Origin of the sequence: Methanolobus sp. ZRKC4 (assembly GCF_045291305.1) — an archaeon.
Taxonomy (GTDB): Archaea; Halobacteriota; Methanosarcinia; order Methanosarcinales; family Methanosarcinaceae; genus Methanolobus.
In genome coordinates this window covers 501,333-522,650 of sequence record NZ_CP146983.1, presented here as the reverse complement: position 1 = coordinate 522,650, position 21,318 = coordinate 501,333, and the positions used below count along the sequence as shown (strand labels likewise).

21 protein-coding genes are annotated in these 21,318 nt (G+C 40.7%); 7 read left to right on the top strand and 14 right to left on the bottom strand.

What is annotated here, in order from left to right; translation table 11 throughout:
- Positions 1-341 precede the first annotated feature (341 nt).
- The 4 genes from V7O67_RS02645 to V7O67_RS02630 all read right to left on the bottom strand — a co-directional run bounded on the left by V7O67_RS02645 (position 342) and on the right by V7O67_RS02630 (position 3,937).
- Positions 342-896: an ArsR family transcriptional regulator gene (locus V7O67_RS02645; protein ID WP_406670754.1), complete on the bottom strand. Its 555-nt coding sequence runs from the start codon at positions 894-896 to the stop codon at positions 342-344.
- Between the two features lie 134 nt (positions 897-1,030).
- Entirely contained in the window at positions 1,031-2,011 is a 981-nt protein-coding gene (locus V7O67_RS02640) for a TIM barrel protein (protein ID WP_342306360.1), read from the bottom strand.
- 18 nt (positions 2,012-2,029) lie between these two features.
- Positions 2,030-3,223, bottom strand: a complete 1,194-nt coding sequence (locus V7O67_RS02635) for an adenosylcobinamide amidohydrolase (protein WP_406670752.1) — start codon at positions 3,221-3,223, stop codon at positions 2,030-2,032.
- 138 nt (positions 3,224-3,361) lie between these two features.
- The gene (locus tag V7O67_RS02630) at positions 3,362-3,937 is read right to left on the bottom strand and encodes a hypothetical protein (protein WP_342306362.1); all 576 of its coding nucleotides are present in this window, start codon (positions 3,935-3,937) and stop codon (positions 3,362-3,364) included.
- 54 nt (positions 3,938-3,991) lie between these two features.
- Here V7O67_RS02630 and V7O67_RS02625 point away from each other — a divergent pair, with 54 nt between their 5' ends.
- On the top strand, positions 3,992-4,936 hold the full coding sequence (locus tag V7O67_RS02625) for an IS5 family transposase (protein ID WP_342305031.1): 945 nt from the start codon (positions 3,992-3,994) through the stop codon (positions 4,934-4,936).
- 16 nt (positions 4,937-4,952) lie between these two features.
- On the opposite strand, the gene V7O67_RS02620 is transcribed toward V7O67_RS02625, so the two are convergent.
- The 5 genes from V7O67_RS02620 to V7O67_RS02600 all read right to left on the bottom strand — a co-directional run bounded on the left by V7O67_RS02620 (position 4,953) and on the right by V7O67_RS02600 (position 9,388).
- Entirely contained in the window at positions 4,953-5,396 is a 444-nt protein-coding gene (locus tag V7O67_RS02620; protein WP_406670750.1) for a CAP domain-containing protein, read from the bottom strand.
- A 158-nt stretch (positions 5,397-5,554) separates the two neighbouring features.
- Positions 5,555-7,012 (bottom strand): MATE family efflux transporter, encoded by a 1,458-nt coding sequence (locus V7O67_RS02615; protein ID WP_342306365.1) that lies wholly within the window; start codon positions 7,010-7,012, stop codon positions 5,555-5,557.
- The gene (locus V7O67_RS02610) at positions 7,005-7,502 is read right to left on the bottom strand and encodes a MarR family transcriptional regulator (RefSeq protein WP_342306366.1); all 498 of its coding nucleotides are present in this window, start codon (positions 7,500-7,502) and stop codon (positions 7,005-7,007) included. The genes V7O67_RS02615 and V7O67_RS02610 overlap by 8 nt, the downstream gene beginning before the upstream one ends.
- Before the next feature lie 81 nt (positions 7,503-7,583).
- Positions 7,584-8,498 carry an ATP-binding cassette domain-containing protein gene (locus tag V7O67_RS02605; RefSeq protein WP_406670748.1) on the bottom strand — a complete coding sequence of 305 codons (915 nt, stop codon included), beginning with the start codon at positions 8,496-8,498 and terminating at the stop codon, positions 7,584-7,586.
- 86 nt (positions 8,499-8,584) lie between these two features.
- Complete coding sequence (locus V7O67_RS02600) at positions 8,585-9,388, bottom strand: mechanosensitive ion channel family protein (protein ID WP_406670746.1); 804 nt, start codon at positions 9,386-9,388, stop codon at positions 8,585-8,587.
- 128 nt (positions 9,389-9,516) lie between these two features.
- Between V7O67_RS02600 and V7O67_RS02595 the strand changes: the two genes are divergently transcribed.
- From V7O67_RS02595 to V7O67_RS02575, 5 genes are read left to right on the top strand one after another with little or no spacing between them, the layout of a single operon-like run.
- Complete coding sequence (locus tag V7O67_RS02595; protein ID WP_406670744.1) at positions 9,517-11,331, top strand: ABC transporter permease; 1,815 nt, start codon at positions 9,517-9,519, stop codon at positions 11,329-11,331.
- A complete protein-coding gene (locus V7O67_RS02590; protein ID WP_406670742.1) occupies positions 11,328-12,428 on the top strand; it encodes an ABC transporter permease in 1,101 nt (366 codons plus the stop codon). Before V7O67_RS02595 ends, V7O67_RS02590 begins: the two co-directional genes overlap by 4 nt.
- 26 nt (positions 12,429-12,454) lie before the next feature.
- Entirely contained in the window at positions 12,455-14,290 is a 1,836-nt protein-coding gene (locus V7O67_RS02585; protein ID WP_342306373.1) for a hypothetical protein, read from the top strand.
- Between the two features lie 20 nt (positions 14,291-14,310).
- On the top strand, positions 14,311-14,727 hold the full coding sequence (locus V7O67_RS02580) for a hypothetical protein (RefSeq protein ID WP_342306374.1): 417 nt from the start codon (positions 14,311-14,313) through the stop codon (positions 14,725-14,727).
- Between the two features lie 12 nt (positions 14,728-14,739).
- On the top strand, positions 14,740-15,072 hold the full coding sequence (locus V7O67_RS02575; RefSeq protein ID WP_342306375.1) for a hypothetical protein: 333 nt from the start codon (positions 14,740-14,742) through the stop codon (positions 15,070-15,072).
- A gap of 35 nt (positions 15,073-15,107) precedes the next feature.
- On the opposite strand, the gene V7O67_RS02570 is transcribed toward V7O67_RS02575, so the two are convergent.
- Entirely contained in the window at positions 15,108-15,935 is an 828-nt protein-coding gene (locus V7O67_RS02570; protein ID WP_406670740.1) for an AIM24 family protein, read from the bottom strand.
- Between the two features lie 158 nt (positions 15,936-16,093).
- On the opposite strand from V7O67_RS02570, the gene V7O67_RS02565 reads away from it, so the two are divergent.
- Positions 16,094-16,885: an alpha/beta hydrolase gene (locus V7O67_RS02565; protein ID WP_342306377.1), complete on the top strand. Its 792-nt coding sequence runs from the start codon at positions 16,094-16,096 to the stop codon at positions 16,883-16,885.
- Between the two features lie 71 nt (positions 16,886-16,956).
- Here the strand turns inward: V7O67_RS02565 and V7O67_RS02560 are convergent, their stop codons facing one another.
- From V7O67_RS02560 to V7O67_RS02545, 4 genes are all read right to left on the bottom strand, one after another.
- Positions 16,957-17,814, bottom strand: coding sequence for a DUF1638 domain-containing protein (locus V7O67_RS02560; RefSeq protein WP_342306378.1), 858 nt, complete (start codon positions 17,812-17,814; stop codon positions 16,957-16,959).
- 16 nt (positions 17,815-17,830) lie between these two features.
- On the bottom strand, positions 17,831-18,637 hold the full coding sequence (locus V7O67_RS02555) for a DUF1638 domain-containing protein (RefSeq protein WP_406670738.1): 807 nt from the start codon (positions 18,635-18,637) through the stop codon (positions 17,831-17,833).
- Positions 18,638-18,750: 113 nt separating this feature from the next.
- Positions 18,751-19,329, bottom strand: coding sequence for a TetR/AcrR family transcriptional regulator (locus tag V7O67_RS02550; RefSeq protein WP_342306381.1), 579 nt, complete (start codon positions 19,327-19,329; stop codon positions 18,751-18,753).
- A 172-nt stretch (positions 19,330-19,501) separates the two neighbouring features.
- Positions 19,502-21,274, bottom strand: coding sequence for a ribosome biogenesis/translation initiation ATPase RLI (locus V7O67_RS02545; RefSeq protein ID WP_406670737.1), 1,773 nt, complete (start codon positions 21,272-21,274; stop codon positions 19,502-19,504).
- Between the last annotated feature and the right edge of the window lie 44 nt (positions 21,275-21,318).

Sequence of the window (21,318 nt, the reverse complement as noted above, 5' to 3'; positions counted from 1 at the left end):
TGTAAGCATGGTGAAAGTATTCATCAGAACAGATAGAGACATACGAAAAGAAAAAAGGACAAAACAATGGATTTCAAAAAAAAAAAAATAAGAGTAACTATTCAGCCTGGCACGATTTGCCTATTGGTACTGATTTCATCGAAATAGAGATGTCTGCTCACTAACAATCTAACAATCAAAAAAGCAATCAATAGCAACAATCAAAATAAATGATCCTAATGAAATTTACGTTTCAACTTTTTGTCAAGATTGTTATTGATAGCGTTTTTATCAGGCTGAATAGTTACAAATAAGGGAACAAAAAATAATGAATTTGATGGTTCCTGACTACTAAAGAAATATCATTCCTTTTTGAATTTGACATTCACCTTTAAGATGCTTATTGGTTCCAGCTTCTTCCACATGACTGTTCCTTCTCTGTCGAATTTATACTCATTGACATTCTGTTCAGAGAATTCACCATCTACCTCGTATATAAAGAAACCTTCTTCACCATTTGTGGAAACAATGTTGTCTTGCCCGTGAACATTCTTCACTTCCACTACTGCAGCCTTCTTAAGTGCTTGCAGAAGTGTTGCACCCTTTTCCACTTCAACCGTTCTGGAAGGTGCAAATATATCCAGAGCATGGAAAATATTCTTATTGTTCAATTGCAGTACATGTGTTTTACCGTAAATCTTGCGCTGTATGAGGTCAGCAGCTTCAAGTATATTTGCATGTTTTGCAGCAACCGGAACAGAAATACTAAGCATCCTTGCAAGTTCAGATATATGCATTTCACCTTCAGTAAGCTGTTGTAGCATTCTTAGTCTGGTTTCACTTCCAAGTGCACTAAAAAGTTTCAAACGATCCATCTTTTCTGGATTCTCGGAATCATTGTTATCGAGAGTACTCATAATTAAGAGTAAACATAGAGTTCAATATAAGCTTTTCTACACAAACAGTCCATTTAACAGCCTATTTTATAAAGATAACTTATAAAATATATATGTATATGTATAACAACTGCACAATAATACAAATGCAAGAATTATCCATGCAATGCTCGTTTCTGCGTAGCTATTTTCATATCAAGAGATTGCAAATCAGTTGAAACAAATTCGTGGGTCAGGAAATCAGGAGATACGAATTCAACTATCTGAGAACATTTCTCACTGGTGAAAGGCATATGGTGATCAATCTGTTCAAGTATTCCCATAACCGATAAAAGGCGCTCATGAAAATGCATTTTATCAAACCCCGCAGGGACATCCTTTCCCATGGAGTTACGCATGAACTCACCTGATAAACTGCAGTGGAAATGCATGCCTTCAATTCGTTTGATGAAATCCTCAGAATGAGTGGAAAGCAGATCCAATACAACATCGATTGAGCATTCCTCATCTTCACACTTCATAGTAGCATTCATAAGGTGGCCGGTATCCAGCACGAAAGCCCAATTCTCAAAATCAAGAAGGTCTGTAAAATATTCAACATTTTTGGAGTCAAGGAATGTAAGACCTGGCCACCAGAGATTCTCAAAGAATATCCTGACCGGTGGTTCACCATTCTGATAAATTGAGACAGCATCATTCAGAAATTCAGCAGTTGTTGCAAGCACGTCTTGGTCAGTACAATTAAAACAACGTGTAAAGACCTGTTCCAGTTCTGCATAAGAAACATGGAACACTGCATACGAAGCATCCAGACGTGCAGCATTCTCAAGTGATCCCCTGAAATTATCAATAACTTCCTCGCGGCTGCTACCGCCAAAAACGTAAGCCATCTCAAAATCCTCCATTTCCTGTAAAAAAGCAGAAGGATCAGCCCAGGCTCTATGTCGCCCCATCCAATAAGGAAGATGTACACCCACTATAAGATCCTCGGGCACATCTGGAAGCGGAGACGAATCCACAAAGAGTTCCAGCCCATCCAGGCCATGTCTTACAAGGAAATTCCGTATCATACCCCAGTTAGAATTGAACATTTTCATGTCATGATCACAAAGAGAAAAATTCATCATTTCTTTCATTTATGCACCCCAAAGGAATCATTTTCTGGAATTACAAATATCTTTAGGATCACAATTTTTCGCCAACCAGCCAGTAACACGGATCCAATTGTCAATTATTGTATCTTTTTCGTCAGTCAGTTCATCAAAAGGAATGGAAACATCTATATCAAGCATTTCAGGCAGCCCCTTCATAATAGAAACAGCTACCTTCCTGCCGGCAGTTTCAGGAACGAGACCCCATGAGATCTCATCTACAATATGCAATATTGAGCCTGTTGCCCCTACAAGTACGGGATTCTTTGACATCTCACGCAATTTTTTGAAAAAAGCCGCTTTTCGATTATCTCCATTCATGTGTGATGCAACTTTCCAGTAGTTATTCTCTTCTATTCCAAAACGTTCAAGTCTCACGAGTATATCTCTCTGGGAGAGTGGGGTCAGATCCGACTGCATCTCAAGTGCTTTAAGCGTGCATTCGATCACAACTTTCCCTATAAGCTCACCAAGCTTGGAATGCTGACCTGCATCTGTCAACAAAAGAGGACTTGTAGAGTCTGCAACAATAGCTATCATATCAGTACCTGAACCCGTTGCAATTCCCTGGGAATGTCGGCTGGGCGCAACAAGCTGCTGCAGTGCCGCAGTCTTTGCTTCGGTAGCTGTGACAACAGCTCTTGTCATCGAGTAAGCCGGCAGGTTAGCACCTATCACGAGTATTGTATTGATAGTACCCTGAATGAACTGGTATGTCCCATCTTCCTGATAATATGAAGCAGGATCACCTACCCGACCTCCATTGACCTCAATACCACCGGTAACTATTGCAGTTACCTCAACACCCCTGAAGGATTTGGTCACGATAGAAACATTATCCATATTAGCAGCTGTCAACAACCCTGAAGATGTATCAGGATCAGCACCCAAGCTTTTTGCAATAATAGCCAGGTAAGCAGGAATGCTGCCACCCTCAAGTTCCTTTGGCGAATGTTTTCCTCTCGGAACATGGTGATTGAAAATCGCCTGCAGATCTTCCCTGTATCCACCATTGACCCAGGAAGTCGTCAGGGTGCTCCTGCCATCAGGCAAACTTAGCAAAATCGAATCCTTGAACCTGTATACTTTCTCTTTGCCTGTGGTCTCAAAAAGAAGTACACCCTTTTCTTCTGTATGTTTGTCGACTGGTTCAGACTGATCGTCCTTAGCTGTTACTTTCCTTGATCTTGCTACCATGGGAACCCCATATCATTTATTGCCTGATCCTGATACAATATCCATTAAAAAAGGACAGATACCACAAGAACATTAATGAATATACCCCGGTGGATTTTAAATATCTTTTGAAAAGCAACTACTTCAAAGATTAACGGACTATTTTTCATAGACCAACGCAAAAGCACTGAGATCACGGAAGTTTATAAGACCATCATCATTGAAATCTGCCCATTTACTGGATTCTATAGCCGTAGCGTTGTAAACCAGAGCAAATGCGCTGAGATCGCGAAAATTTATCAAACCATCGCTGTTAGCATCCCCTTTCATCAGAACATTTTCTTCTGTGACAATCCAGGTCCACTGGGCTATTACATCCTGATTCTCACGTGAGGCAATGGCTTTTACATCATAACTTCCCGCAACCTGCGGAATCAGTTCGCAATCTGAAGACAGCACATTATGTTCTACTTTTACATCTTCACCATCAAAGAGCCATGAAATATCACACTCGATATTAGTATCAATTGAAAATGTCATTGGAGATAAAACAGATTCAACAATATCACCTGAAGGAGTAAAAGCAGTGATATGAAGGGTTTCTGCAACTGAGTCACTCCAACCAAAATCCTGAGTGTACATGGCAACGTTGCTGTAACCGGAGTACTCACCAACCCAGATACCAATTCCAATCTCGTTGAAATTAGAGTTAAGAGGATTTCGATAAACTACCATCAATACCCATACAATTTAATAAAATTTAAATAATAGCAAAGCAAATTTACTATTATGGATTCTTTTACTGATTTTGCCTTAAATGAAGAATATAAGCGTCTCCAATCTGTCGGAGATAAGCTTGCTGAAATTGAATATTTAGTAGATTGGAAGCCTTTTCGCCCTATTCTGGAGTCAATGTACATAAACAGAACAGCTTCAGGCGGACGGCCTGAAGCTGATGTTATTGTAATGTTCAAGATGCTTGTTCTGCAACAATGGCATGGTCTTTCTGATGCTGAGCTTGAAAAGCAGTGTATTGACAGGATATCCTTTAGGAAATTCCTGGGATTTCCTGAATATGTACCAGACAGTACAACTGTCTGGTCATTCAGGAAGAGAATTATCGACAATGGTAAAGAAAAAGCGGTGTGGGATGAAATGCAGAATCAGCTTGATGCTCTTGGTTTGAAGATTAAAAAAGGAATGATCCAGGATGCAACTTTTATTCACTCAGATCCAGGACATGCAAAAGCAGATGTACTCAGAGGAAAAGATGCGAAAACAAGAAGAAGCAAAGATGGAACCTGGACTAAGAAAAATGGTAAATCTCACTTTGGATACAAACTTCATACAATTATTGATAAGGATTATGAACTAATCAGAAGATTTGAGACAACAACTGCATCACTTCACGATTCACAGGTTGATCTGTCTGAAAAGGGTGAAGTGGTGTATAGAGATAAAGGATATTTTGGAGCAATAGCAAAAGGTTTTGCAGCAACAATGCAACGAGCTGTAAGAGGACATCCTTTAGGAATAATGGATATCCTCAGAAATGAAAGAATAAGTGTGAAAAGAGTCCCTTGCGAAAGAGTGTATGCAGTGACAAAAGAAATATTTAAAACCAGAAAGGTTCTTGTTACAACTGTAGAAAGAGTGAATGCAAAAATGTTGATGACAGCTTTTTGTTTTAATCTGCATCAATTGAGGACACTAAAAACCAAAGGAATAATCTAGGATAGCGGAAGCTATACTAAAAATAAGGATTAATGAAGAGAAATAAACAAAATGATAAAAAATGAGAGGATATAATTGAGTTTGAATACTTTAATGATCTAAAATGAGGGAATATCGAAATCCTCTTAAGTATATTCGCCCTATGTCCCGGAGAATTCATAAGGCCTTCGTGAGCTGCGATAAGGTCAGGAGGATAATGCAAAGCAATGTTCTCACCCGCGTACACGATATCATAGCCTGTACTGCTCAATCTTTCCGAAAAAGAAGTTCCATCATAGGAATCATGAGAAAAATAATCTTCTTCGATCATCTCTTTGCTATGCTCACTTGCAGCATCGTTCAAGACTGAATTGAAGCTAAATGGTTCAAGGCCATATAATGCTCTTTCCTCGTTGATAAGGTCAAGCATCTGCTGCTCCTCTTCAGCATATTCATTTATTGCACCAGTAACCCCGGTCAAAATACTGAATAAGATGACCAGGAAGATAATTTTCATTAACGTTGACATATTGATCAAATAACCCCATAAACAGATTATGCAAAAATAAATTCGAGGGCATATATAAATATTGTATTAAAAAAAAGAGAAAGTAAAGGGACCTATAAAAAATAAGGGCATTATGCCCTTAGTTCTTCATGATCAGATAATTTATGCTGGGACTCTGCTTGTATTTCAGTCTCCAGCAATTTCCCCACGTAAACTCTTGCCCACACAAAAATGAACAACGAACCTAGGATGTTACCTACGACCATGCCCCACCAAACACCTATAAGCCCCATATTCAGATTAAAAGCGAAAAACAAAGCGAACACTGGTACGAATATGACAGCACGCACAATTGTTGCAACAAGCGCATAAAGTCCTTTGCCAACTCCCTGAAAAAGAGACGAAGAGAGCATACCAAGAGATACTGTGGGATAGAATATGCAAATAATCCTCAGAAATATAATAAGGTCATCTGTGATATGAGAAGCGCTTTCTGAAAGAGTGAATGCGTAAGCTATCTGAGGAGCCAGTATGAATGTAAAAAAAGCAATGACTGTTTCTACAAGAAGACCGATCTTCATTGAATATATATGAGCGAAGGAGACTTTGTCATATGAACCTTCACCGTATGAAAAACCAGTCATCGTTACAACTGCTGTTGAAATTCCAATGAGTGGAGCAATAGCTATGGTTGCAACACGCCATCCAACAGTGTAAACAGCTACTCCATCGGTATTACTGGCAGCTATTATGATGACATTCATTACAAGCATCATAAGTGCCATAGATGCCTGTTGTACAGTGGCAGGAATGCCAACCTTGGATATGTCCCTGAGAATTCCCCGCTCAAAACTGAAATCCTTGAAATCAAAGGATAAATAAGTATCTTTTTTGAAGAACAACCAGCTGGACATCAGAACTGCAGTCACTCCCATTGATATCACTGTGGCCCATGCAGCACCCGCAACACCCATCTTGAACTGATAGATGAAAATCGGGTCAAGTACTATATTCAGAATGGAACCAAATATCATTGCATTCATAGCTCGTTTGGTGTCACCTTCACTGCGAAGTATCGCATTTGCAACATTGGTAAAGAACAGGAGGATACTGCCTCCAAAGATAATACGACCATAAGATGTCGCCATTGCAGTTGTCTTTCCGGCACCTATCATAGCAAATATCGGCTCTGCAAATGTGAAGAGTGTTATAGTGAAAACAGCAGACATCAAAACCATCAGGATCATCGTATGAACTGCAACATTGTCCGCACCTATTTTATCCCTTGAACCAAGCCGTCGGGATATTGCTGAACCGGCACCAACCCCAAGGCCGTTTGACAATGCAATGATAATAAAGAAGAATGGAAATACAAAACCCACTGCTGCAAGAGCATCCGAACCCAAGCCGGAAACCCAGAAAGTATCTACAAGATTGTACAATGTCTGGATGGACATACCAAGCATCATTGGTAATGCTAATTTAATTATAGCCTTTTTCGGGTCACCCAACATGGCTTTCATTCCGGAAGTTGCATTTGGAGTCTCAAATGCAGGTCCCTCATTTTCATTATTTGTAGTATTATTCATTTGAAGCCTTCTTCATTTCGTTTTCAGATGCTATGTTTTTGGCAGCTTTTTCCATCATGGAAATAAACATAGCCTTTTCTTCAGTGCTAAAGCCATGCAAGAGTACATCATTGAGCTTTGAGCTTATATCGATCAGCACAGGCTTCATTTCGCGCCCTTTATCAGTAAGGTAGACACAGTAGGCACGTTTATCGCAAGGGTCCCTTTTCCTGATAACATAGCCCATTTCTTCGAGTTTGTTAACAGAGCGGGTGATGGTTGCACGATCATATTTCAATGAACTGGCAAGTGATTCCTGACTCACTCCTTCATGATACATTAAAAGCTTAAAAAAAGGGAACTGTCCACTTCCAATGCCATATGGTTCCAGCTCTTTTGAAAGATATATATTGATCGACCTGAAAAGGTGAGATATATCCCTACCTATGGATTCATGTTTTTTAATGCTACAAAGGTTTTCATGTTTAACGGGATGTGTCAGAACTACCACCTATTAGTTGCGTTTGCAATTGTTGCATACTCAACTATATTATAAAAAAGCATTCTCCAAAACAGCAATAATTTGAGAATATCAGTCTATAAAAAGTTCAACACCCATAAGTTCAAGGAAGATCTCTTCGAGGGAAGGTACAATAGTTCGCATTTCTACAATGTCCCCACCCCTGGCTGCAACCCATTTGGTAGTATTGTTAACAATATCAATGTCACTGGTTGTAACGACATAGTTATCGTCCACTATCTTGGTTTCGGAGATGGAGTACTCTTCAATACCGTCCACTTTGAACTCAAGACGATACTGTATCTTGCCATATTTCTTTCGTATTTCCTCAGCAGTACCCAATGTTACCAGCTTTCCTGCCTTGAGAATAAGTATCCTGTCACACAGGCTCTCCACCTGATAGAGATTGTGTGCAGTGAAAATTACCGTTTTGCCGGCTTTTTTAAGGGAGCGCACATAATCGGTAATGTACCGGGAAGTCATGGGATCAAGACCGGATGCGGGTTCATCGTAGATCAGGATATCAGGATCATTAATAAGAGAGCGGGCTATGGCAACCTTGCGCTTCATACCCTTGGAAAGGTCACCTATCCTCTTGCCGTCTGCATTAAGAGAAAGATCAAACAGAAGGTTACGGATTCTCTTTTTAGCTTCACTCTTTCCCACACCATAGAGTTCTGCGAAGAAGATAAGGTAGTCATCCACCGACATACCTTCGTATAAGGGAGATTCCTCCGGCAGAAATCCCAGAAAAGACTTAATTTCAACAGAATCCCTGGACATGTCCAGGCCTTTCATGGCAATGTTGCCCCTGCTTGGCCTGATAAGACCTCCGAGCATCTTCAAGGTAGTAGTCTTACCGGCTCCGTTGGGACCCACTATGCCAAATATTTCACCCTTACCTATGGAAAAGTTCAGGTTCTCAACAGCAACAAAATCCCCGTATTCTTTTCTAAGTCCATTGACTTCGATAATTTTCTGTTCCACAAGAAGGTAATATTCTTCGCTATATATAAACAATGTTATAAAATAAGGAAAAGCATAGTTGCAGATCAACTATGCCTGAAGACAGTTTAATTCTTGTACATATGTACATCCAGCTGTGGGAAGGGAATCTCAATCTCTTCCTTGCCAAACGCCGCATGTATAGCTATTGTCAGGTCATTTTTCACAGCCCAGAAATCAGGGGTATTGACCCAGGCACGAAGCTGTAGATTTACAGATGAATCTGCCAGTTCGGCGGTAACAACTGCTGCTACAGGGTCAGCAAGCACACGGGAATCCTGTTTGATGACATCCAGAGCGATCTGTACAGCTTTTGGAATGTCCGTAGTGTAACCCACACCAACATCGACCCTGCGTGTAGGCATTCGGGTAGCATTGATAATAGGGCTGCCCCATACCAGCTTGTTGGGAACGGTGATGAACTGGTTATCAGGAGTAAGGAGTTCGGTCGCCATCATACCTACCGCATCAACCGTGCCTGAAAGACCATCAACGGTTACATACTCACCTTTATCCAGGGGCCGAAGCGATGCAATCCAGACGCCAGCAGCCACATTGTTCAGGGAATCCTGCATACCGAAACCAAGGATCAGTCCGATTACCGCAGAAAGACCCACAACAATGGCACTTACATCAAGTCCCAGCGCACTGACAAAGGCCAGCAGCACAGCCACGTAGAGTAATGCCCGCAGAAACCTTACAAGAAATTCAGATACAAGTTCTGGAAGCTTAGTCTTCTTCAGACTGTTCCTGAACATCCTGGAAAGAATTCCGGCCACAATGAGACCGGCAATAAGTACTACCAGTGCAAATACTATGTTTGCTATCGTTATCTCTGTATAAGGTATAGTTTGAGCTAAAATGTCTACCAATCTACCACTCCTGTGTATTATTAGTAAATAATCATATAAAAGTAGACAATTGCCTGCATATAACCCTTCGTAATTATATAGCAAGTGTAGAAATATCTATTAATATAATAAAATACTAATAAAATCTGATGCCAGGCTGGTTCACAATAGCAAAATGGGAGTTCTTCAGGTCCAGACTCAAATTCGATGCAAGATCATCCATCATGCTCATTTTTTCTCTTATACTGGTAATAGCCGCATCTTTTGCTGCTGCACAGACCGAAATGAGCATGAACCAGAAAATATATCTTGTAGCTATTTCACAGCCTGAAGTACAACCTGTTATCGAAACCGATCAGAGATTCGATCATATTCTTGTAGACAGATTCACTGCAGGTAGCTACTATGAATATGGTGCTGATATGGCCATCATAGGAAACAACGTATATCTGGGGGATACTCGTAAAGCAGCGGCTGCGGGCGATTCATTGGACAGTACTTTTAAAACATATCGTGAAGCGGTACTTACTTCCTACAATGACGTAAATAACAGCCATCCCGTATGGGTTACAGTCCATGATCTTGAGAGGCCGCAGGATTTCCAGCTGGCAGGAGCTGAGGAAACTGTTGATGGCATTAAAAAAGGAGCCAACGGACCTGCGGATCTTGAAGATGTACCCCGCACTGGTGCCACAAACGAGCAGGAAAGAAGTGGATCCGTAAGAACTGGCTCATCAACTATCTCCCCGGAAGATATCGCAGCTCTTGATGCCATGGAAGGGAAGACATTCTTTGAGAGACAGACAATCTCCACACCAACTCATTTCTCACCACCCATACCTTTCACTGCAATTCTCTACGCATTCCTGTTCATTTTCCCCATATATTTTGTATCACAGTTTTATTCCACAAGCATTATGGATGAACGCACCAATAAGAAAGGTGAACTTTTGCTTGCTGCACCCTTGCGTGGCATAGATGTTGTGGTTGGGAAAACTATCCCCTATCTTTTCATCACAATGGCTATCCAGACAGCAATAACTCTATACATAATCGGCATACCGTCAACTTTTGCAGGTGTAGAGAGAGTATTGCTTGTACTTGCAGCCATATTCCCCGTGGTGCTGCTGTTCTTCGCACTCTCCTTTTTCGGAGCTATCCTTTCAAGAAGTTTCAAGGAGCTTACCTTTGCAAGCGTATTTCTTTCGGTAGTAATTTCAGGCTACCTGTTCTTCCCGGCTATGTTCACAAACATCCATGCAATAAGCTCCATATCCCCAATCACGCTCATAGTCAGGCTCATTGAGAACGAGGAAGTGCTGATAAACACATATCTTTTCTCAACCCTGCCATTCTACTTCGTAGCAATCTCAGTATATGCATTCGGGACATTCATTTTCAGGGAAGAAGACCTTTTCACCCAGAAACATGTATCAGATAAGATAATAGACTGTTTCGAAGTTTTCCTTACATACAAATACGGTTCCGTTTTCCTTCTCAGTATCATATTCATTCCTTTCGTTTATATGACTCAGTTGATGCTGATTGTCATGCTCTTCAATCTACCCGCACCATACTCGGTAGTTACAATGATAGTACTGTCTGCAATGGCGGAAGAACTTGTAAAGTCCGTAGGTATTTACACTATATTCAAGAGGAAACTTGCTGATATCTCCCTGAAGAATGCTATCCGGCTTGCGATTCTCTCGGGAACAGGTTTTTTTGTGGGAGAGAAAGCTGTTGCAGTGCTGACACTGGCACCTATAGCGAGTTCAGCATTCGGTTCGGTTATGACAATGGGCACTTTGCTATTGATACCATTGTTCCTGCATATCACAACAGTTCTCATCAGCTCACTGGTAATGTACAAAAAAGGACCACGATATTACGTGGTAGCCGTAGTACTTGCAACCCTTTTCCACAGTTTGTATAACATGATAATCCTAAGGGGGCTGTTCTTTTGAATAAATTCGGAAATTCATGCAGCAAAGTGAAGACCATAGCTAAAAAGGAATTCAAAGATCTCATGCACGAGAAGACATTCATACTTTCCGTTTTGATCCAGCTTTTCATAGCATCCTTTTCAACCTTCCTCGTGATAGGACTTACTTCCTTCTATGACCCAAGCACATTGGGAGATATGGAACTGGAAGGAACTTCCATTGCTGTGGTTGGAACCCAGGACAATGAGCTTTATAAGATATTACAGGAAAGCAATGTCAGGACATATCTTTATCACGACTTCCAGTTAGCATATACAGATTTCTATGACCATAAGTTAGATGCGATCATTGTGGCTCCATTGGGGACTTCTACTGGAACTGATCTGCTCAATGTTGAAATATACCTGCCAAAATCAGAAATAAAGGCAACTGTTGTTTCCCTTCAGCTTAAGGAACCACTTGAGATGTACGAGCAGAGTGTGAGGGATGTAAGGACGCAGAGATTGCCCGGATATACACCTATAGATATCAACATCATAAAAAGAGGGGTGGAAACCTCTTCTACTTACTTCGAATTCATCTACGTAGCACTGCTTCCATTGCTGGTATTCACACCTGCATTCATATCAGGAGGACTTGTAATTGATTTTATAACAGAGGAATATGAGAGAAAAACGATGGAACTGTTGCTTGCCTCCCCGGCATCCATACTTGACATCATTAATGGAAAGGTGATACTGGCAATATTGATAGTTCCCCTGCAATCGTTTGTCTGGATGCTACTGCTGTCAATGAACAGGGTGTCGATACAAAATTCATTGCAGATATTACTACTTGTGACAGTTATCGCTGCTGTACTTGTACTGTCAAGTACTATAATCGCAGTCCTGTTCAGAGAAAGAGGAGTTGCACAGCTACTGTACTCACTTATCCTCATCTTCCTGTTCATGGCCTCTTACCTGTTCACGAACTCCCCACTGAACTTGGTTACCCGTCTTTCTATAGAAAGCATAGGAGCACTGGAAAGCTGGACATGGATGGGGATCTATATCCTTGTGGCCATATTTCTGTATGCCTCAATGGTGATTGCAGTCAAGAAAGAAGCACATAACATTTAAAACATACAAATATATAGATGATAATAATGCCAACAAAAAAGCTCCTTTCAGCAATCATAATGTTGCTAATTCTTATTGCACCTGTAAGCGCTTATGGAATCAGGGAGGAGAACATATGGATTTTCCAGGGTTCCTACGACCTGGGAATTGCCGAAAGAGCATACCTGGAAGGCTTCACTATAAAAATACATGAGATCAACGTCGATAATGAATCCTCAGCTACATTGTTGGTATACAGGAACTCCATTTTCAAAGAGGCTGTTCAGGTTGATAGTGAATTGAACAGCGAGCATATCTATAACGGTGAGCTCAAGATCAACGTACTTGCCATAAGCCAGGAGAAAGTCTCACTGGAAATATACAAACAAAAATCTGAACTTGTATGGGTCACTGACATTCCAAAGACATCATTCAGAACAGGTGACACGCTAACAGGAGATAAATACAAGATCATCTTTGCTGATATCAATGAAGATGGGGCAGCAATATCAGGAGAGTATGATGGCAACAAGTTTGAAGGAACTTATAAAACAGGAGACCATCAGAAATTCTCTGATGAGTTCATGATCAATGTAGTATATCTGAAAAAGGATACAAAAGAAGTGTTTATAGAGACACTAAAACCGGGAGCTCCTGATATAAAATTAGATTCTGCAGATGTAAAAGATAGCTATGAACCAGATGAGTACGTGGAATATGAACTTCTGGTCACAAACAACGGGACAATACCATTGCATGGGATGATACTGACTACGGAATGTGATGACGGATACGTAGAAGAAGCAACTCAGCAACATTCGATACTCGAAGCCGGGAAACAAAAAAAATTCATCATCAAGATTAGACCTGAAAGTGAACCCGTAGGTAAGAACATAAGTATAATTTCAAAAGTTCAGGGCTATGATTACAGAGGAAATGAATATAGAAACGAAATCTCGACAGAAGTGAACGTCAAACCGTACATATCCATCGAAAAAGAGATAATTACAAGGGAAAAAGCATCTGAAAATCCTGAATTTGGAACCGAACAGTACTTCCAGATAATTATTACTCTTGAGAATAAGGCAAACTTCCAGACAGCTGTCACAGTCACAGATGAATTGCCTGCATCTTTTATTCCCAATGATATAGAAACTACTGAATGGGCAGTATTGCTTGATGCCAGAAGCACAAAGACAATAGAATACTTTGTATCACCTACAGAACCTGGGGATTTCATATTCATGCCTGCAACAGTGATATGGAAAGATGGAGGGGAAACCTACACACTGGACTCTGAGAAAACTGATACGCTCTTTCACGTAAGTGGCTCGAAGGTTATTGTAGAAAAAGAACTCAGTTCCAGTTATATGCTTGTGGGAGAGGAAATAAATGTCACTATTATAGTAATTAATGAAGGTGATAACGCTTTTAAAGTATCTTACAAGGAAAGCATTCCTGATGAACTCACTTTCATCGAAGGAGATTACAAGTGGGCTGGAACACTGACAGCAGGAGAGACCAGGAAGTTCACTTACATTGTACGGGCGGAAAGAGCAGGAGAATACTACCTGCCTATGACCGAACTGAGTACTACAGACGAAGAGGGGAAAAAAGAAAACACTGTTTCAGCTCAACCTTTCCTTTACATTGATGATGCTCTTGTGGAAGATGAAATCTACATTGAACAAAGCAGCTATAATGAGCCATATGATAGCTCCTTTGAAAATAGTGATGAGACTGCAACAACAGAGCCTGAGATCACAAGGGTTGAAGCTGCAGGTTTTTTAGCATCTTCATTTGTCAGCCTTTTCCTCTTAATTGGTGTTGTACCTGGCTTCATATATTTATATATAATCAGAGAATATAAACAAACGAAATAAACTGACAGGAGAAAAAGACTATGGGAATTCTAGCTTTTGTAGGATCAGGGATGCTTTTTGCATTATTTGCCGTGCTAGTACTTTTTGTTCTGATCAATATGTCTTCCAGACTTGCACTCATTATTCTGTTCATTACACCCCTTTTTTTTATGCTCCTAATACCAGGAACTTCAATAGCTTTCCTTTCTTACAGACAGATGCTCCTTGCAAACGGACTTGTACCCATAAACAATTTCCACATATTGCTAATGCTCTGGTCCACCCTTATAGGAATAATACTGTACACTGAGTTTTTGACATGGTATCTTGGAAAGGGTGCAAAGATGAAGAAAGGAAGTACAGGCAATAGTCAAAATATGGAAACTTTTGGAAACGTACTACAAAATACATCTTCTGCAATCGAAAAAGTAAAAGATAACGTTCTGAAACGTAATTAACATCTGGCAAAATTGTTATGCAAAGGGAACTATACCCTATTACATAGTTATGGGGGAATAAGTCTGACAGATGAAGAAGAGAAGTATGTTATAAATGTAGAGGAAGACGAAGAACATAAACCAATGCCATGGAGATCCGCACTCTATTCCCTGGTATTCCCTGGACTTGGGCAGATGTACAACGGAGATTTTGCCAGAGGTTCTTACTATTTTGTAATTGCGTTTATACTGATTGTTGCATCATATCTTGTAATACCTATATTGATACTGATCGTTTTCTGGCTGTACAACATATATCAGGCTTTTAGTTTTGCCAGAAATTATGAAGCTAATGAACAGGGCTGAGAAAAAAGGAATAATAAAGGAGGCTAAGGCCCATGTTATGCTGGATTATTCCTGTTATAAGGTGCAGCAGCCAGTGATGAAATGCTACCTGCAGAAATGGAATTGTAAACAGGCTGAGTCGGTGCAAGCCAGACAATTCCTGTTCCTTCAAATGTTTGCAGGCGCCCTTCTCCAGATGTCATTGATCCTGCAATTCCCTTTGAGGATCTTTCCACACTGAAATTAACTGAGTCTGACCTGAGCAGGGCAAAATTGCCATCTACCTGTAACCTTTCATTATTCAGGTTGCACTTGAGTATCTCATTCATTGGTACGGGACTCTCCAATACACAGATGCCTGTACCACTGATCCTGGTCTGGAACCAGTCTCCTCCAAAGAGGCCTGCAGAGATGTTCTTCTGGCTTGCAACCCCAACTTCAAGAGTGTCCTCACAGCAGTAGAATATACCCTTGTCCACGATTACTGAGCCATTGTCAAGCTTTACTATCAGGAAATGGCTGAAACCCGGTTCAAGGAATACCTCACCTGTTCCGGTGTAGCGGGGTTTGAAAGTTGATTCGTTTGTCAGTTTATTGTGGAGCATTTTCTTGGCAAGACCGCCAACGCCACCGATATTGGATTCACATGCAATATTTCCTTTGTGAAAATAAAGAGCACCGGGTTCGACTATAACGCCACTATCATTCAAGGTTACTTTTACCTGTTTCAGATGCATACCTGCCATCTGTGTATAATGCAGGTTCCTTGCAATGGCAGGGTCCTTGCTTCCGGTTAAAGAATTGTACTGAAGGATCTCTGCTTTAAAATCACCTTTGTCAACACTGTCAAGGACAGTTATATTGTTATAGAATTTTGTTTCCACTATAATACCACATCCAGAAGAAAAACAGCACCAAGACGCATCAGCATTGGCGCTAACTTATAATATATTTATAGATATATAATATATAAACATATCCTTTTTTAATCCATGACTGAGATATAAAGTCTGACAACCCATAAAGGTCCCTGAAATTAAGCATGAACCCAAATCCTAGAAAACACGGAACAGCACCATACACAATTGCAGTCGTCCATGGTGGTCCCGGAGCGCCGGGAACGGTGACAGAACTGGCCATTGAACTTTCAAGCAGGTCAATGACAGGAGTATTGGAACCACTGCAGACATCAATGAGTATCGAAGGGCAGATAAGGGAATTGAGAAAAATGCTGAAAAAAAATGGGAAACTGCCTGTTTCACTGATAGGGCATTCCTGGGGTGCATGGCTTGCCTTTATGTTTGCCGCACATTACCCTTCCTATGTGAAGAAACTGATACTTGTTGCAAGCGGACCTTTTGAAGAAAGGTATGCCTCCACAGTTATGCAAACAAGACTTGAACGCATGAGTGAAAGCGAAATAGAAGAGTACCTGCATCTTAGCTCAAGTATGAGTGATCCATCTGTGGCAAATAAAAATCATGTCTTTGCAAAATTCGGGAAACTTATCTCAGCTGCAGATTCTTTTGATCTTGTGCCTTATGAAGGAGCAAATGCAGGGTTTATGCATGATGTTAATAGAAGTATATGGAACGAAGCCAGTTATTTGAGAAGAAGCGGAAAACTGCTTGATATGGGAGAACACATAAAATGTCCTGTAGTTGCAATTCATGGGAATCATGACCCACATCCTTTTGAAGGAGTAAAAGCCCCTCTTTCAAAGAGGTTAAAACACTTCAGGTTTACCATGTTGGAGAACTGTGGACATTATCCCTGGCAGGAAAAACATGCTTCAGAAAAGTTTTACCAGGTAATCCAAAAAGAACTTTTGTGAGAGAATGGAAAAAGAAGAAGAAACAAAACTTACGGATCCTTAACCAAACAGATGGTCCGGTCTTTTAATTCCTATCTTTTGCAGACACCGGCCTTTGCATTCATATAAGAATCAAACGACAGTTCCATTGTACCTTTGACTTCAATGACATTCATATCAAAGTACTTTGCAAAATCAGAAACCGATCTGTCATAATCACTGTTTGTAAGCGACGGAGTATTTATCTTGAAAACTTGTTCATATTCCGGATTGTCAAAATATTTTTTGATATCATTGAATTCTGGTGTTGATCCATCCAGCCATTCCTGAAAACTGAAACTCCACATTGGAGTCGTATATATAGAACCTTTCCCGCCCCACTTGACTTTTGTTTCAGTATAGCTGCTATTTCCACCGAGGGCCACACTGATGCAATCATCCGCAACCCCCTTGTTATTGTCTTTCAGGAAATAGACAGGACACTCAAGTGATTTTAAGTCAGCCTCAGATTCAGAACTATAAGCACATTTCCCGTAAAAAATCAGGATTCCATCAGATATTTTTGACATTTCCCTAGCATTACGACATACTTCAGAGTGCAGGCGATCCAGATCAGCATGCAGGTTCTTTGACAGGAGATTTACCACAATAATGAGCTGTTCATCCTTCTTTGCTTTAAGTTCAGCATGGATATTTTTAAGAAAATCAAATTTTGAAAAGCGCAGAATGAGGTCTAAAAAGATATTGCGCTCATTTTCTGTAACGATGTCTGGTAGCCTGTCAAAATGAAATACCAATGGGTGAAGTTCTTTAGACTTAAGTTTTCTTGTTAACCTGAAGCTATTCGTATTTTCAACTAAGTACAACTGTTTGATACCATGATCTTTAGAGAGAACATGTACGAGTTCATCTTCAAGCATTTCACAGGCAAGTATACTCAGGACAGGCATAGCAAAACCAGTTTCATTAGTTACTGTTACTTATTTCGTTCTTGATGGAATGGTAACATTTCTCAAATATTTCCTGATTGCCGCTAATCTCGAATACGCTGTATCCGAACAACTTTGCATGTTCTTCTACCTTTTTATCAAAGTCCTTTACATAATTAAGACCAGTGTTGACCTTTGCAACTCTTGAATATCCAGAAAGGTCACTAATCATTTTTGTCAGCTTCACGAATTCTTCAGGATTTGAATCAAAATCGTACCCTGTGAGAGGGAACTCTTTCCATGCATGAGCATACATAGGTGTAAAGAAAAATGCAGGCTCTTTACTATGGGTTTTCAGCAATTCAAGGTAGTTGGCACTACCACCCACTGTTGCTCCGATACAGTCATCAACGATCCTTTCATCATTATCCCTAAGTATCCGTACTATGCAACCATCTTCTTCCATAGAGAAGTCTTTCTCTACATCACCCAGAACATTGCCGCAAAGCCCGTAAAAAATGAGCATTCCATCGGAAAAAGGTATCATTTCCCTGATACTTTGATAGACTTCAGATTTCAGCGTTTTCGGAACAGCATGAAGCCCGAGTTCCAGAAGGTTGACTACAACAGTCAGTTCATCCCCATTCTCGGCTTCAATAATAGGTGGCATCTCTTCAAAAGGAACAATATCATAGCAGACTTGTTGTTCAGCAAGTTTTTCAGTAAACTCTTGGATATCTTTATTTTCTACTATTATAATTTTCTTGATTTCAGGATCATTGCTTAAAAGCCAGAGAATTTCATCCTGAAGTATTTTACATGAAATAATACTCATGGTGTTCATTATAATGTCTCCTCAATGATGGTGGGTAACATGGTGGCCAATTCTTTAAGGAAAAATTGAGCATATAAAGATATGCTACTTACATATAAGTAAGTTATGCTTCAGAAAAAAAATTAATCTTTCCAAGCAAGATCTGATTTGATCAGAGCGATAGACCTTACAAGTGTTTTTCTCCCCTTGATGCTGGATAATTGCCTGGCACCCAGCAGAGACTCAAAGACTACTTCCGCACGCGTCTCCGCCGGACCGGAGAAATTAAACTTCCCCTGCTCCCGACCGGCATTAAGAACCTCGGTTAGCCAGGACAATATATCATCAAGTAGCAACATATTTTGCATTTTAACCTTTTCCGGAAGCTCTTCAAAACCAAGGATCACAGAACCAGGAGGACAGATACTTTTCCCTTCATCAAACTCCCTCAATGCAAAATCAAAATAGTATTGGAGCTGCTCCTGCTCAGAACCCCCTGAATATGCTATCTGGAAAACATCTCCCACTATGTTCTTTCTGCTCTCTTCAAGCAGGGCGGCAACTAGGTCTTCCTTTTTGGGATAATAATGATGAATGGCAGCATTTTTAATTCCCAGTTTCTGGGAAATATCCTTGTAACTGAATCCATGATAACCCCGGCTTTGCAAAAAAATCCTTGCATAATGAAGTATCTGTTGATTAGTCTGGTTCATATATTTCATAGCAACACACGCATCCATTATATACATAATTACATATGATATCTAATCATTAAATACTTATTGATTAGTAAGTAATTGTGAAAGAAAAAACAATAATCAAAAACAAAGATATTGAATTTAACAATTCCTGAATGAAAACAGAATAAAAAGAAATAAAAAAAGAAAAAGGAAATTACTCATCCAGAATATTGTGGTAGTAGTACTCTTTTTTAGCTTTCTGTTCCCGGTCGAGCCTTGAATTGGGCTTGTTGACACGGGGACGGGAAGTGTCTTCGTCACGCCTGAAGGTAATATCCAGATTCTCAAGGAACTGGTTCATTCCATCCTGCATACTGGCCGGCTGGTGAGCCTTACCGTAAACTGCAGGTTCACCCTCAAAGACTATGAGGCGCTCACTGAGCATGTCTATCATATAGATGTCATGGTCAACAACCATTGCGGTTTTGCTGTTATTTTCTGCAAACCTTTTGATAACCCTGGTAGTCATGGAACGCTGTTCAACATCAAGATGTGCACTGGGCTCGTCAAGAATATACATATCCGCATCCCGGCAAAGACAGGCAGCAATAGCAACCCTCTGCAATTCACCACCACTCAGATCTTCAAGGGAACGCTCGTAAAGACCCTCAAGCTGCATGGGCTTGGCGACCTCTGACTGGAAATAGCTGGTATCGAACTTCGAGGATATGCTGCGCAGGTAATATTGCACCTGCATGGGATTATCACCTTTGATATATTGGGGCTTGTAGGAGATGGAGATATCCAGGTCAAGCTTACCCTCGTCCGGCTCAATCTCGCCTGCCAGCATCTTCACAAAAGTGGACTTACCGATACCGTTCGGACCGACTATACCCAACACTTCACCCTGTTTTAAGGAGCCTTCTTCTGTCTCAAGGTAGAAAGCCTCATCGTATCTCTTGGAGAAGCTGTCATATTCCACAAGAGTTTCCACATCAGTTTCAGCTCTTGGGGGATGGACTTCAAATTTGATGGCATCGGGTCGGATACGCACATTTTCTTCGGGCAGGTATCCCTTAAGGTACTGATTAATACCAATACGTACACCCTTTGGATAAGTGATTACACCATAAGCACTTGGCTGGCCGTATGCAACATGCACGACGTCAGCAAGCATATCGAGTATTGCAAGGTCGTGCTCCACCACAAGTACAGCTTTTTCCTCTGCAATCTCCTGGATCAGCTGGGCGGAATTGATACGCTGGTAGATATCAAGATACGGACTAATCTCGTCAAAGAAATAGAAATCCGCATCTTTTGCAGCGCAGGCGGCAATGGCGACTCTCTGGAGTTCTCCACCACTAAGTTCTGTGATCTTTCTGTCAATGATATGGGAAAGATCAAGCCTCTCTATTAGTTCTTCAAGAACACCGCGCTCATCGGTCTTTTCAAGTAGTTCACTGGTCTTACCCTTGAATGCCTTAGGTATGAGATCCACATACTGGGGCTTCTGTGACACTTTTACGTTGCCATCAACCACATCACTGAAATAATCATAAAGAGCCGTACCTGCATAATGTTCCAGTACTTTCTCCCAGTTACCGGTTTCCTCACCAAAATTAGGAACAAGGGTACCTGATAATATTTGTACGGCAGTACTTTTTCCGATACCGTTGGGTCCCAGTATACCCGTGACTCTACCGACCTGGGGAACAGGAAGTCCATAAAGTGCAAAGGCATTTGGACCGTACCTGTGTGTTGGTTCCGTGAGTTCTTCAGGAAGCCCGATGATCATGATAGCATCGAACGGGCATTTGTTGATACAGATACCGCAACCGACGCAGAGCTCCTCTGAGATAGATGGTTTTCCGTCATCCAGGAAAACGATAGTTTCGTCTCCTGTTCTCACACGAGGGCAGTATTTTTCACATTCATGACTGCAACGCCTTGGCTGGCATCTGTCTTTGTTCAGTATGGCTATTCGCATGTAAGATCCCTGTCAATGAAAATAAAAATGATATGAAAAAGATA